At 63.3% G+C, this 14,108-nt stretch carries 9 protein-coding genes; 4 read left to right on the plus strand and 5 right to left on the minus strand.

Annotated elements, in window-relative coordinates; translation table 11 throughout:
- Nucleotides 1-38: 38 nt before the first annotated feature.
- The 5 genes from R2R70_RS11515 to R2R70_RS11535 form a co-directional block, all read right to left on the minus strand.
- Entirely contained in the window at nt 39-1,244 is a 1,206-nt protein-coding gene (locus tag R2R70_RS11515) for an MFS transporter (RefSeq protein WP_410978065.1), read from the minus strand.
- Nucleotides 1,245-1,388: 144 nt separating this feature from the next.
- Nucleotides 1,389-2,291, minus strand: coding sequence for a DUF2927 domain-containing protein (locus tag R2R70_RS11520; RefSeq protein ID WP_410978042.1), 903 nt, complete (start codon nt 2,289-2,291; stop codon nt 1,389-1,391).
- 132 nt (nt 2,292-2,423) lie between these two features.
- The gene (locus R2R70_RS11525; protein ID WP_054555381.1) at nt 2,424-4,016 is read right to left on the minus strand and encodes a solute:sodium symporter family transporter; all 1,593 of its coding nucleotides are present in this window, start codon (nt 4,014-4,016) and stop codon (nt 2,424-2,426) included.
- 483 nt (nt 4,017-4,499) lie between these two features.
- Nucleotides 4,500-6,095 (minus strand): solute:sodium symporter family transporter, encoded by a 1,596-nt coding sequence (locus R2R70_RS11530; protein WP_410978043.1) that lies wholly within the window; start codon nt 6,093-6,095, stop codon nt 4,500-4,502.
- 402 nt (nt 6,096-6,497) lie between these two features.
- A complete protein-coding gene (locus tag R2R70_RS11535; RefSeq protein ID WP_410978044.1) occupies nt 6,498-8,234 on the minus strand; it encodes an alkaline phosphatase D family protein in 1,737 nt (578 codons plus the stop codon).
- A gap of 266 nt (nt 8,235-8,500) precedes the next feature.
- On the opposite strand from R2R70_RS11535, the gene R2R70_RS11540 reads away from it, so the two are divergent.
- The 4 genes from R2R70_RS11540 to R2R70_RS11555 all read left to right on the plus strand — a co-directional run bounded on the left by R2R70_RS11540 (nt 8,501) and on the right by R2R70_RS11555 (nt 14,034).
- Entirely contained in the window at nt 8,501-9,118 is a 618-nt protein-coding gene (locus R2R70_RS11540; RefSeq protein WP_410978045.1) for a DUF924 family protein, read from the plus strand.
- A gap of 98 nt (nt 9,119-9,216) precedes the next feature.
- Entirely contained in the window at nt 9,217-9,462 is a 246-nt protein-coding gene (locus R2R70_RS11545; protein WP_043333988.1) for a GlsB/YeaQ/YmgE family stress response membrane protein, read from the plus strand.
- Between the two features lie 348 nt (nt 9,463-9,810).
- Nucleotides 9,811-12,057: a catalase HPII gene (gene katE / locus R2R70_RS11550; protein ID WP_410978046.1), complete on the plus strand. Its 2,247-nt coding sequence runs from the start codon at nt 9,811-9,813 to the stop codon at nt 12,055-12,057.
- Nucleotides 12,058-12,507: 450 nt separating this feature from the next.
- Complete coding sequence (locus R2R70_RS11555) at nt 12,508-14,034, plus strand: catalase (RefSeq protein ID WP_043333987.1); 1,527 nt, start codon at nt 12,508-12,510, stop codon at nt 14,032-14,034.
- Nucleotides 14,035-14,108: the final 74 nt, after the last annotated feature.

Below are 14,108 nucleotides of genomic sequence, written 5' to 3' on the forward strand. Positions count from 1 at the left end.
TGGCCGGCACTTGTCAGCGTGCACCGCACGGCTCGCCATCATCCCTCTATCTGCGGGCGATCGGCGCGCAAGGCAAGCTGACGCCACACCAGCAGGGCGATGGGCAGCAGGCAGGCGGGGATCAGCAGCAGGTTGAGCAGCGCCCAGCCCAGCGTACTGACCAGGGGGCCGGCCAGCAGCGCCGTCACCGCCCCGGTGGTGAAGACGAGGAACTCGTTGGCGGCCTGGGTGCGGGCCTTCTCGTTGGGGCGATGGCAGTGGGTCAGCAGCGTGGTGGCGGGCAGGAAGGTGAAGTTCCAGCCGATGCCGAGCAGGATGAGACCGAGGAAGAACCCCTGGGTTCCCGTCAGGTAGTCGGCGGCCAGCAGCTGCGCGGTGGCAAGACTTGCCAGCAGAAAGCCGCAGCCGGTCACGATCATGGTGCCCGCCCCGAAGCGGGCGACCAGCCGCCCGGTGAAGAAGGACGGCAGGAACATGGCGACCACATGCCATTGAATGGTGGTGGCGACGTGATCGAAGCCGTGCCCGGCATGGGCCATGGCCAGCGGTGTGGCCGTCATCGCCAGATTCATCACCCCATAGCCGACCATCGCGCTGAGCACGGCCAGCAGGAAGGTCGGTTGACGCAGGATCACGCCCAATGGGCGTGCAGGCGCCACTGCATCATCGTCGGCTGACTGGGCGTTGCCGTCACGGGGCAGGCGGATGAAGGCCAGCAGCAACAGCGCCAGCAGATAGAGCGCCCCCAGCCCGATGAAGCTGCCCAGGAAGGGGGTGTCGGCCAGTGCATGACTGGTGCGTGCAAGCCAGGGCCCGAAGAAGGCCGCCAGCACGCCACCGCCCATCACCAGCCCGATGGCGCGTTCGCGCTGTTCCTCCGGGGCGGCCTCCATCGCGGCGAAGCGATACAGCTGACCGAAGCCGATGCCGATGCCCACCAGCCAGGTGGCAAGCAGGAACAGCCCGAAATGCTGCAGATGCAGCGCCAGCACGGCCAGCCCCGCACCAGCCAGCCCGCACAGATTGCCGAGCACGAAGCCACGTCGCCGCCCGAGACGGGCGGTGATCAACGAGGCGGGAATGGTGGCGCACATCAGGCCCAGCCACTGGGTGGCGACCGGCGCGGTCGACCAGCTGCTCGAGGCCAGCTGGGCACCGATCAGCGGTGAGACCGCGATCAGCAGGATGTTGCCGCTGACCAGCAAGGCCTGACACAGCGACAGCAGCGTGACGGCCAAGGGCAGGCGTGCCCGGTCGGCAGCGGGAGAAGATAGTGGCATGAAGGCGCAGCTCCGTCGGATGTCGGCGCCCGGCGCGCCTGACCTGATTATGCCTGTGCTCCGCTCAGGCGTTCCAACTCCATGCTCAGGATTGCGCTCTCGGTGAGCCTAGTCTCCCGCCCATTCCCGCAGGCTGCCCTGGCGCACGCGGCGGATGGCGTGTGACAGCTCGCCCTGCTCGGCAAGACGCTTGATGACCGCAGGCAGCGCAGCGCGGACTTGCGCGGCTGACATGCCGGGGGAAAGTTCCGGGGCATACAGCATCTTGAGCAGTACGTAATCCAGCGGACTCAGCCAGGTATCCACCGTGACGTCACTGAAGATGGAGGGGAAAACTTTATCCGAATCATTGGGTAGCCCCATCAACTGGGCGCTCTCCTCGACGACGCAGTCTACCAGACGCGCCTTCTGGCGGGCATAGTCCGCGGGAATCAGGATCAGGCCACTGGTGATGGCGTGATCCGGCCCGGTCTTGAACAGCGTCAGGCACACGCCTTCACGCAATGCCTTGCGCATGCCCGGGGTGGCGGCCTGCTGCTTGCCGACGTAGGCGGCGGCCTCGCGCGTCATGTGGTCCCGGGCGATGAAGGCGATGCGCAGGTTGGCCTTTCCGGCGGAGGACACGAAACTCAGCGGCTGCCCGGTGATGGCGGCCAGATGACGAAACTGGACCTCGCTCATCTGGCGCTGCATGCGCGAATTGCCCAGCTGTGAATCGACCCGCACCTTGATGGGCGCCTGCCAGCGCACCAGCGAGGCGCTGCTGCCGAGGTGGTATTCACGCTTGAGCGCCACTTCCATGAAGCTGTCCGTCAGCACATCGGCCCGCTGCCAGCGCTCGGCGGCCTGGCTCGGGCTGACGACGACCAGACTGGGCAGCAGCAGGGCGATGCCCAGCGCCTTGAGCGCCCTGAGCGAGGAAAAGAAAGGCGCCCTCAGCGAAGAGGAGAAAGGCCCCCTCAGCGCGGAAAAGAACAGCCCCTTTAACTGTCGATGGGGTAAGCAGGGCATGGGCGACCTCTTCAGGGAACATGCAGTCCAGCATGCCTGAAATGCACACGCCCCGCGTGTCCGAGAGGGCAACGCGGGGCGTGATGCTCAATTGATGACGATTTGTCGTTCCAAAAAGGCGACTTTCAGGCGTCAGATGAAGGCCAGATAGATGGCGATCACCAGCACGACCAGCAGCAGCGCGCAGACCTTGGCGCCTTTCCAGGGCGTCATGTCGATGGCGCCGACATCCTGCTGGATCCACGGCTCGTCACGCGGCGCCAGCTTGCCGATGATCAGCATCATCGCGATCAGCAGCACGAACACCAGACCGACGAAGTGGAACTCGTGGATCACGTCGAGCACGCCGGAGAAGGCCGGCACGAAGTAGACCACCCCGATCACGCTGCAACCGATCAGCAGTGCCAGGTTGGCGGCGATGGTCGGCACGCGACGCGTCAGCAGCCCCATCAGCACCACGGCGAAGATCGGGATGAAGTAGATGGCATTCATCTTCTGCAGGTAGCCGAACAGACTTTCCTGACCGGCCAGCAGCGGCGCGAGGGTCATGGAGGCGATCGCCAGCACCCAGCCGAAGCCCTTGGAGACCTTGACCACTTCCTCGTCGCTGGCATCACGACGCAGATGCGCCTTGTAGATACCGGTGGAGAACAGCGTGGTGGTGGCGTTCAGCGCCGAGTTGAAGGACGACAGGATCGCGCCGACCATCGCGGCGGCGAAGAAGCCGGTCAGCGGTGCGGGCAGCACATCGAATACCAGCTGGCCGTAGGCGCTGTCGGCCTTGACGCCGGAAGAGGCATAGAGGTGATAGGCGATGATGCCGGGAATCACCAGATACAGCGGGCCCAGCAGCTTGAGGGCACCGGTCAGCAGCACGCCTTTCTGGCCCTCGGCGAGGGTCTTGGCGGCGAAGGTGCGCTGGATGATCTGCTGGTTGGTACACCAGTAGAAGAAGTTGATGATCATCACGCCGGTGAACAGGGTCGAGAAGGGCACCGACTGGTCTTCACCGCCCATGGAGTTGAATTTCTCCGGATTGGCGGCGGTCAGCGTGTCCCAGCCGGCCATCACGCCCTGGCCATCACTGACGGCATCGAGGCCGAAATAGACGATCAGCATGCCGCCGATCAACAGGCCCACACCGTTCAAGGTGTCGGAGATGGCGATGGAGCGCATGCCGCCGAACAGGGCATAGATGGCGCCGATGATGCCGACCACCCAGATGGTCATCCACAGCAGTGCATTGGGCGAGCTGATGCCGGTCAGCGAGGGCAGATCCAGCATGCCCTGCAAGCCGATGGCACCGGAGTAGAGGATGATCGGCAGCAGGATCACCGCGTAGGCGAACAGGAAGATCAGGTTGGTGATCAGCTCGGTGCTGCGGCCATAGCGCAGGGCCAGCAGCTCAGGCAGGGTGGTGATGCCACTCTTGAGGAAGCGTGGCAGGAAGAACATCGCCATCACCACCATGGCCAGTACCGCCATGACTTCCCAGGCCATCACCGACAGGCCATCGGTGAAGGCGGCGCCATTCAGGCCGACCATCTGCTCGGTGGACAGGTTGGTCATCAACAGGGAACCCGCGATCAGCGGGAAGGTCAGGCTGCGTCCGGCGAGGAAATAACCGGTGGAATGCGAGGTGTCATCGCGGTGTGTCCACCACCAGGTCAAGGCAGCGACCAGGCCGGTAAAGAACACGAAAGAAACAAGTGTCAGGGCATGCATGGGGGAGGATTCCTTTAGGCGTGCGGCGGCGAATCATGAGGCGGCGGGCAGGTGACCCGGGTGGCGATTCGACGCCGATCCAGCCGTGGCGATGCAATGCACACAGCAAGCTGTGTCATCGTCCGTGAAGAGACTCACCGGTAACATTCATGGCAAGACTGGCGATAGTGTAGGTATCTCCCGATTTCTCGCTATCCGCCATTTGTAGAACATACGTTGGTTTTGAGGCGCAGCTGGCGTCGACTGAGCGTTGAGAATGAACAGGCGGTCATTGCTTCTCAGTCTCTGGTATCAGGCCTTGATCGCAGTGTCGTAAAAAGACGCATGTCACGGCTTTTACCGCGTATTGCGGGTCATCTTTGATGCCCAATCAGAGACGCCAGCGCCCCGCCATCGGTGAAGATGACGGGGCGCTGGCGTGCTCATGTCATACGCTCATGTCGATGACAAGTGGCGTGCAGTCGCGCTGTGCGAGTGGGGCGATCAGCCGGCGAAAGCCAGATAGATCGCCATCACCAGTACCAGCAGAATGATGCTGGCGATACGCGTGCCGGCCCAGGGCGTCATGTCGATGGCACCGACGTCCTGCTGGATCCAGGGTTCGGCGCGGGGTGACAGCTTGCCGATCACCAGCATCATGGCGATCAACAGCACCAGCACGATGGCGATGAAGTGGAAGTTGTGCACCCGATCGACCAGCTCGGAAAGCGTCGGCACGAAGTAGAACAGGCCGATGACTGCGCAGCCGAGCACCAGCGCCAGATTGGCGGCGATGGCCGGCACACGCTTGGACGTCAGTCCCACCACGATCACCGCCAGCAGCGGGATGTAGTAGATGGAGTTCACCTTCTGCACGTAGACGAACAGGCTTTCCTGGGTCGCCAGCAGCGGCGCGATGGCCATCGCGGCGGCGGCCATGATCCAGCCGGCCCACTTGGAGGCCTTGACCACCTCTTCATCGCTGGCCTGCGGCTTGAGGCGTGCCTTGTAGACATCGAGGCTGAACAGGGTGGCGGTGGAGTTGAGCGCCGAGTTGAAGGACGACAGGATCGCGCCGACCATCGCCGCGGCGAAGAAGCCGGTCAGCGGCGCGGGCAGCACATCGAAGACAAGCCGGCCATAGGCGGCGTCGGCCTTGATGCCGTCACCGGCGTAGAGCTGGAAGGCGATGATGCCCGGCAGCACCAGATACAGCGGGCCCAGCAGCTTGAGGGCGCCGGTCAGCAGCACGCCCTTCTGGCCCTCGGCGAGAGTCTTGGCGGCGAAGGTGCGCTGGATGATCTGCTGGTTGGTACACCAGTAGAACATGTTGAGCAGCAGCACCCCGGTGAACAGGGTCGAGACCGGCACTGACTGGTCATCCCCGCCCAGCGAATTGAGCTTCTCCGGGTGGGTCTCCTTGAGCGTCTCCCAGCCGGCGAGAATGCCATTGCCGTCACCGACACGGTCCAGCCCGTAGTAGACGATGATCATGCCGCCGATCAGCAGGCCGATGCCGTTCAGGGTGTCGGAGATTGCGATGGAGCGCAGGCCACCGAAGAGGGCATAGATGGCACCGGCGATGCCGACGGCGATCACGGTGCCGGTCAGCAGCACCATCTGCGAGTCGATGCCGGTCAGGGCGCGCAGGTCGAGCACACCCATCAGGCCGAGGGCGCCGGAGTAGAGAATGCTGGGCAGCAGAATGATGGCGTAGGCCAGCATGAAGATCAGGTTGGCCAGCAGCTGGGTGGTGCGATCGAAGCGCAGTGCCAGCAGTTCCGGCAGGGTGGTGATGCCGCTCTTGAGGAAGCGTGGCAGGAAGAACATGGCCATCGCGACCAGCGAGACCACGGCCACCACTTCCCAGGCCATCACGGAGAGGCCGTCGGTGAAGGCGGCGCCGTTGAGGCCCACCATCTGCTCGGTGGACAGATTGGTCATCAGCAGGGAGCCTGCGATGATCGGGAAGGTCAGACTGCGTCCGGCGAGAAAATAGCCGGTGGAATGTTGATGGTCGTCACGACGGGTCAGCCACCAGGTGATCACGGCGACCAGCCCCGTGAAGAACACGAAGGAGCTCAGGGTGAGGGCGTTCATGGCATTATCCTTGTTGAACAACAGGGCTCGGAGGCCTGCTTGCTCAGCTGCCCGTCGTCTGCAGAACATGCCTCACCGTTGGCGCGCGGTACCACGAGACACGCTGTCAGCGACCGACATCTAGCGTGCCGATCAGTGTCAAAGAAATGCCCGACCCTCACCATTGACAATTTGTCTGACATTTTTCTGCAATTGTCTGATTCGTGCAGACATAGCCCGCCAGCGGCTGTCGACCTGTCGCCATGAGCAGAACGCCCCGCCTCTTGCGTGTCGATCGACAGCAGGAGGCGGGGCGTTGTCGTTGTCAGAAGCTGGTATCGGAAGTCGGTGTCAGAAGCCGATAGTCAGCAGCGAGTGCCGCATGCCGACATCAGAAGCGAGTGCCAGAAACAGGCACCGCTGTCAGGCGCTGGCGGCGGCGGGGGTCAGCACCTGCTGGTAGAGCGAGGCGCCGTGGATGTCCTTCAGCGTCACGGTCAGCGCTTCGCTCTCGGGGTCGAGATCCACCTGGCCGAAGAACTGGAAGCCCTCGCTGGGCGACATGTTGGCCCGCCCCTCAGGCGGCGCCTTCACGAATTCGAGTCTCGGCCCGAAGGTGTTGTCCAGCTCACCGGGACCGAAGGTGCCGGCGTGGATCGGGCCGCTGACGAATTCCCAGAACGGCGTGAAGTCCTTGAAGACGGCGCGCTCGGGCGAGTAGTGATGTGCAGCGGTGTAATGCACATCGGCGGTCAGCCAGACCAGATTCTGGATGTCGTGATCGCGCACGAACTTGAGCAGTTCGGCAATCTCCTGCTCGCGCCCCAGTGCCTCGCCATCGCCGTTGGCGCCGTTCTCGAAGTTGTCGCCGTCACGCACCAGCAGCCCGATAGGCATGTCGGAGGCGATGACCTTCCAGGTGGCCGTGCTGGCCTTGAGCGACTGCTTGAGCCATGCCAGCTGATCGCGACCCAGGAAGTCGGTCTGTGGCCCACGCCCCGTCTGGCGGTTGGCGGAATTTGCGCCGCGGAAGCTGCGCATGTCGAGCATGAACATCTCGAGCCCCGGCCCGAAGCTGAAATTGCGGTGGATGCGCTCCGGTGCGGCTGGGCCGGTGCGCAGTGGCATGTTCTCGAGGAAGGCGCGACGCGCATTGGCGGACAGCACGTCGAGATTCTTTTCGGTGTAGCGATCATCCTCGAGAATCTCGCCCGGGTACCAGTTATTGGTGGTCTCGTGGTCGTCCCACTGGGCGAACATCGGCACTTCGGCATTGAAGCGACGCAGGTTCTCGTCCATCAGGTTGTAGGCGTACTGGCCACGATACTCGTCCAGCGTTTCTGCCACTTTGGACTTGGCGGGCGTGACGATATTGCGCCACAGGCTGCCGTCGTGCTGGGTGACGCTCTCCTCGAGCGGGCCATCGGCGTAGATGGTATCGCCGGAGTGCAGGAAGAAGTCCGGCTTGACCTGACGCATGGTCTCGTAGAGGCGCAGGCCACCGAAGTCCGGGTTGATGCCCCAGCCTTGGCCGACGGTGTCACCGGACCACACGAAACGCAGCGCACGCGGTGCCTGCACGCTCGGCGGCAATACCAGGCGACCGGTGGTGGCCTCGCTGATGGCGCGGTGGTCATCCAGCGCCGCGTAGCGCACCCGGTAGAAGACCTCGCCGCTGGCGTTGGCGCGAGTGCCGATGCGGGTCAGGTCGAGCTTGCTGGTCAGGCCGTCCGCCGGGAGGGCCACCGGGCCACGCATTTGGAAGGCGCCGCGCATCTCGGGATTGTCGGCCAGTTCGATCAGCATGCGTGCCGGCTTGTCGCTCTGGCTCCACAGCATGGCGCGGCTGGCGGTCACGTCGCCGCTCATCACGCCGGAGGGCATGCGTGGGCGCCGTCCTTCGGCCATCACGATCGCGGGAGCGCCGAGCAGGCCCGTGGTCGCCAGCAGCCCGACCCCGGCACCTTGCAGGCCGCGCCCCAGCAGCTGGCGGCGGTCCATCCGTGACGGGGCGCCTGCGGAGGTGACTGGTGCAGCACCATTGCCGGCTGGCGCATCGCCTGGCGAGACGGGGGAGGTGTGGGAGGTGGGGGAAACGTGAGTGACGTGGGACTTGCGAGAGGAGCGCAAAGGCAGCAGATCAGACAGACGGCGGGACATGACGGGCTTCCTTGTAACGGTCTGGCGTCAGGTTGGGATAGAGAGTGGCAACATAAGTGACATCAGGGCACCAGCCAGCGCGGGACATGCCGCAAAGGCTGACAGCGCTGATGGGAGAGGCTACTTTCCACGCTCAAGATGAAGATCCGGTGTCAGAACCATGATCGCCCCGCGCCGCTCAGGCCCGGCACTCGCAGTGCAAGGTGGTGCGCTCAGCCAGGCCTGTCGCGCGGCTTCCTTCCCGACTCCACCCAAGGACACCTTCGATGCCCCCCTCCATGCCCCCCTCAAGCCCCTCGGAATCCCCGCAACCTGACGCCGCCACGCTGATCGCGGACAGCCATCCCCACGCACGGCAGGTGCTCGATTACTGGTTCACTCAGCTGACGCCCAAGGACTGGTTTCGCAAGAGCGATGCCCTCGATGGTCAGCTGCGTGAGCGATTCGCCGCGCGGCTCGAGCAGGCGCTCGCCTGTGAGCTGTGGGAGTGGCGGGCGAGCGTCGGTGGGCGGCTGGCGGAAATCCTGCTGCTGGACCAGTTCGCGCGCAATATCCATCGCGATACTCCGCGCGCCTTCCGTGGCGACAACCTGGCACTTGCGCTCTCCCAGCAGGCCGTCGCGCTGGGCGACCTGGACCGCCTTCCGCTGGCCTGGCAGCCCTTCGCGATCATGCCGTGGATGCACAGCGAATCGTTGCGCATCCATGAACACGCCGAACAATTGTTCGCACGCCCCGGTCTCGAGCACACCCTGCGCTATGAGCATCTGCATGCGGACATCGTGCGTAGATTCGGCCGCTACCCGCATCGCAATGCGATTCTCGGTCGCGAGCCCACGCCGGAAGAGATCGCCTTCCTGAGCCAGCCCGGCTCCTCATTCTGACAAATGAAAGATCGCCCCCTTTTAATTGTGTGACGTCGTCTCCAAGACTTGTACAGCGGCGCCAAGCGCCTGTACATCAGCAAGGAAGGAGACAGCAGATGGGTATCATTCTTGGGTTGATCATCGGTGGTCTGGCCGGCTGGATCGCAGGCAACATCATGCGCGGCGGCAGCTTCGGCATTCTTGGCAACATCGTCGTCGGTGTCGTCGGCGGCCTGTTGGGCAGCGTCATCTTCAAGCTGCTGGGGCTGGCCTCCACCGGCATCATCGGCTCGCTGGTCGTCTCGGTCGTGGGGGCGGTGGTGTTGCTGTGGATCGTCTCGAAGGTCAAGTCCAAGGCCTGACGGCGCGGTGTCGAGCCCCGTCAGGCGGTTGTCAGCAAGCGCTAGCAGCAAGTGCAATCGTCAACAGCAAGTGAAGTCCCTTGCGGGTGTCTGGATGGATTCGATGTAGACACCCGCTGCAGCAACGCCTCTTGTCACCCGGGGCACCTGACTGCCCGGTGATCTGTCACGGCGCCGAGAGGTGCCTTGTTCGAGAAGTGCTTTGACAACAAGCACTTTCACGACAAGTGCTTTGAGAAGAAGTACTTGGACAAGAAGTACGCCGGCAAGAGGCGGCAAGGCCGAATCATCCTTCAGCGCCACACTAGTGGCGCGTTGCGGATCTAGCGAAAACAGGAGCGTTTGAGCATGGCGAGCAATGAGCACGATTCAGCACCCTCTTCCCAGTCGAATGCCGACAGCGCGAAGTGCCCCTATCACGAGGGCCAGAATCGCTCGGCAGAGGGAGAGAACCCCTATACCCATCCCAACCGCAATGGGCCGCACGACACCAAGCCCAATGCCGGTGATGGCCATGCCAAGGACGAGGCGCTGGAGACCTATCGCGCCGACGCCGAAGGGCATGACCTGCGCACCAACCAGGGACTGCGCATCGCGGACAACCACAACTCGCTGAAGGCGGGGGAACGCGGTCCGACCCTGATGGAAGATTTCATCTTCCGCGAGAAGATGAACCACTTCGACAATGAACGTATTCCTGAGCGTATCGTTCACGCGCGTGGCGCGGCCGCGCACGGGTATTTTCAGGCCTACGACAATGCCGCCAGGTATTCCAAGGCCGGCGTGTTCAGCGACCCATCCAAGAAGACGCCGGTGTTCGTGCGCTTCTCGACCGTGCAGGGCTCGCGTGGCTCCAACGACACGGTACGTGACGTGCGTGGCTTCGCGACCAAGTTCTACACCGATGACGGCAACTGGGACCTGGTCGGCAATGACATCCCGGTGTTCTTCATCCAGGACGCGATGAAGTTTCCTGACTTCGTGCACGCCGTGAAGCCGGAGCCGCACAACGAGATTCCCCAAGGCCAGTCAGCCCACGATACCTTCTGGGACTTCGTGTCACTGATGCCGGAAACCACTCACACCGTGCTGTGGACCATGTCGGACCGCGCCTTCCCGCGTCATTACCGCAACATGGAAGGCTTCGGTGTGCATACCTTCCGTCTGATCGACCGTGAAGGCGTGTCGCGCTTCGTCAAGTTCCACTGGAAGCCGGTGGCTGGTACCTGCTCGCTGATCTGGGATGAAGCCCAGAAGCTGTGGGGGCGTGACCCGGACTTCAACCGTCGCATGATGTGGGATGACATCAAGAGCGGGGCGCCGCTGGAGTGGGAGCTGGGCATCCAGGTGGTCGAGGAGAAGGACGAGCACAGCTTCGACTTCGATATCCTCGATCCGACCAAGCTGATCCCCGAATCGCTGGTGCCGGTGGTGCCGATCGGCAAGATGGTGCTGGACCGCAATCCGGACAACTACTTCGCCGAGACCGAGCAGGTCGCCTTCAATCCGGCCAACATCGTGCCGGGGATCGACTTCTCCAATGACCCGCTGCTGCAGGGGCGTCTGTTCTCCTATCTGGATACCCAGATGCTGCGTCTGGGTGGGCCGAACTTCCACGAGATTCCCATCAACCAGCCGGTGTGCCCATTCCACAACAACCAGCGCGATGCCCAGCATCGTCAGACCATCAACACGGGGCAGGCGTCCTACGAGCCGAACTCCATCGATGGTGGCTGGCCGGCCGAGACACCGCCGTCCCAGGACGCCCATGGCGGTTTCGAGCCGTATCATGAGCGCATCGAGGCGCACAAGGTACGTGCGCGCAGCGCCTCCTTCGGGGATCACTATTCCCAGGCCACCCTGTTCTGGAACAGCCAGACTGACGTGGAGAAGGAGCACATCATCGCGGCCTACACCTTCGAGCTTTCCAAGGTCGAGCGTCCGTGGATCCGTGAGCGGGTGATCACCGAGATCCTGCCCAACATCGATCTGGAGCTGGCACGTCGCGTCGGTGAGAATCACGGCATCGAGATACCGACCAGCAAGCCCGCGCCGGACGGTGAACTGGGCACCAGCCAGGTCGACAGTGACCCGGCACTGAGCCTGATGGCGCGTCTGCCGGACTCCATCGCCACCCGCAAGGTCGCGATCCTGGCTGCCGATGGCGTCGCCATGGAAGATGTTCGCTCGATCAAGGAGCAGCTGGCCGCCGAGGGGGCCGAAGGGTTGTTGATCGCCCCGAGCATGGCGCCGATCAAGGCCGGAGACGGCACCATGCTGTCGCCGGATGCGATGCTCAATGGCCTGCCGTCCGTGACGGTGGATGCCGTCGTCGTCGCTGGCGGCGTGGGCAGCGTCGAGGCGCTGAGCGGCTCGGGCCTCGGACTCTATTATGTCCAGGAAGCCTACAAGCACCTGAAGCCCATCGTGGCGATCTGTGAAGGCAAGGAGCTGCTGGCCGCCGCTCGCGTGCCGGTCGAGGAGGGCGTCATCCTGGTGGATGATGTGCTCGCCGCCAGCCTGCCGCTGCGTGATGCCCTGATGGCTCACCGTGTGTGGTCGCGTGATGCGCGTGCCAACCAGATGCCGGCATGAGGTGCTGACGCCCCACAAGGTATGATGTCACTCACCAAGCCCCCTGACCTGCAAAGGTCAGGGGGCTTTTTCATGGTCATGATGTGGTCATTTCCGGACGTGAAGATGGGGTAGCGAAGAAAGGTGAAAACAGGGTTGGTGATACCACCGGGTCGAGTGCCGTCCTGCGGTTCACGCCGCTGAGAGTGGCTGATAGGCTCAGTGATAGGGGCTGATTATCGAAGGCATGCTGGTAATTGATTATCGCTAGAAGCACCAGGTGCGTAAGGTAAGCAGGCATCAAGGGGCCACAAGCCAGCACATGCCGGGCAGGCATCGGCCCCGACCCGATTCGACAATGGGCTGCAGGCTTTCACATCAAGCAGCGCATGAAAATGTGACATCAGCAGCATCTGGCCTTGCCAGTCGAGTTTGATAGCGCTTTTTTCTACCTGACAGGAGAACGTCTACATGTCCCAGACTCCACGCTATACCACAGGTAACGGCGCCCCGGTGCCTCACGATGACATCAGCCAGACAGCGGGCCCGAATGGTTCACTGACCTTCGACAACTGGCGTCTGTTCGAGAAGCTGGCGCACTTCAACCGTGAGCGCATTCCGGAGCGTGTCGTCCACGCCCGTGGCGTCGCCGCCTACGGCACCTTCACCCTGACCCGAGACCTGTCTGACCTGACCATCGCCCGCTTCCTGCAGGGTGTCGGCAAGCAGACCCCGTTGCTGGCGCGTTTCTCCACCGTGGCCGGTGGCCAGGACAGCGGCGACAACACTCGCGACGTGCGCGGCTTCTCCTTGAAGTTCTACACCGAGGACGGCAACTGGGACATGGTCGGCAACAACACGCCGGTGTTCTTCATCCGCGAGCCGTCCAAGTTCCCTGACTTCATCCACACCCAGAAGAAAGACCCGCGCACCAACATGGTCGACTGGCAGAACCGTTGGGAATTCTGGGCCAACCATCCGCAGGCGCTGCATCAGGTCACCATCCTGATGTCCGACCGCGGTATCCCGAAGTCGCTGACCACCATGAACGGCTACAGCTCGCACACGCTGAGCCTGTGGAACGACAAGGGCGAGCGTGTCTGGGTCAAGTGGCACTTCAAGACCGACCAGGGCCACGAGACACTGACCGACGATCAAGCGGCGCAGGTCGCACCGGACTTCCACCAGCACGACATGTTCACCCGCCTCGAGCGTGGTGAGCGTCCGAGCTGGACCGTCAACCTGCAGGTGATGACCGAAGCGCAGGCACGTGACTACCACATCAACCCGTTCGATCTGACCAAGGTGTGGCCGCACGGTGACTTCCCGCTGATGGAAGTCGGCAAGATGGAGCTCAACCGCAACCCGGAGAACTACTTCGCGGAAGTCGAGCAGTCCGTCTTCTCGCCGTCCAACTTCGTGCCGGGTATCGGCGCCTCGCCGGACCGCGTGCTGCAGGCTCGTCTGTGGGCCTACGCCGATGCACACCGCTACCGTGTCGGTGCCAACGCCGAGCAGCTGCCGGTCAACCGTCCGGTCTGCCCGGTCAACCACTACCAGCGCGATGGCGTGATGGCGGGCATGTGCCCGGTCACCGGTCACGGTGGCGGCCCGCTGGGCGGCCAGGTCGGTCAGGGTGTACCGGGAGAAACGAAGGAAGGTGGCCAGTACTCACGCACCAACTTCTACCCCAACGAGCGTGCCGAGCAGGGTGCCCCGGTGCCGGACGCTACCGTCGCCGAGCCGGCGATGCCGCTGGAGCAGAACGCCTGGATGGGCTATCACGACAACAGCGATGAGGATAACTACAGCCAGGCCGGCAACCTCTATCGTCTGTTCGATGAAGGTCAGAAGACGCGCATCACCGACGTCATCGCCGGCACCATGGTAGGCGTCAGCCACGTGGTCCAGGACAAGATGATCGCGCACTTCCGTCAGGCGGATGCCGATTATGGTGATCGTATCGCCACCAAGCTGGCCAAGCTCGATCCGCGCTGAGTCATTCATGCTGCACCCTTCGTCAGGTCAGTAGTGCTCCCTTGAACTGACGAAAACATCAAGGCCCCCGCCGG

It is taken from the genome of Cobetia sp. SIMBA_158 (assembly GCF_046566945.1).
In the GTDB taxonomy this organism is placed as follows: domain Bacteria; phylum Pseudomonadota; class Gammaproteobacteria; order Pseudomonadales; family Halomonadaceae; genus Cobetia; species Cobetia amphilecti.

Excerpts from the sequence above, each read along its gene's own strand:
- R2R70_RS11530 (WP_410978043.1), bottom strand. The coding sequence starts at position 6,095 with ATGAACGCCCTCACCCTGAGCTCCTTCGTGTTCTTCACGGGGCTGGTC.
- katE (WP_410978046.1), top strand. The coding sequence starts at position 9,811 with ATGGCGAGCAATGAGCACGATTCAGCACCCTCTTCCCAGTCGAATGCC.
- R2R70_RS11545 (WP_043333988.1), top strand. The coding sequence starts at position 9,217 with ATGGGTATCATTCTTGGGTTGATCATCGGTGGTCTGGCCGGCTGGATC.
- R2R70_RS11525 (WP_054555381.1), bottom strand. The coding sequence starts at position 4,016 with ATGCATGCCCTGACACTTGTTTCTTTCGTGTTCTTTACCGGCCTGGTC.
- R2R70_RS11540 (WP_410978045.1), top strand. The coding sequence starts at position 8,501 with ATGCCCCCCTCCATGCCCCCCTCAAGCCCCTCGGAATCCCCGCAACCT.
- R2R70_RS11535 (WP_410978044.1), bottom strand. The coding sequence starts at position 8,234 with ATGTCCCGCCGTCTGTCTGATCTGCTGCCTTTGCGCTCCTCTCGCAAG.
- R2R70_RS11520 (WP_410978042.1), bottom strand. The coding sequence starts at position 2,291 with ATGCCCTGCTTACCCCATCGACAGTTAAAGGGGCTGTTCTTTTCCGCG.
- R2R70_RS11555 (WP_043333987.1), top strand. The coding sequence starts at position 12,508 with ATGTCCCAGACTCCACGCTATACCACAGGTAACGGCGCCCCGGTGCCT.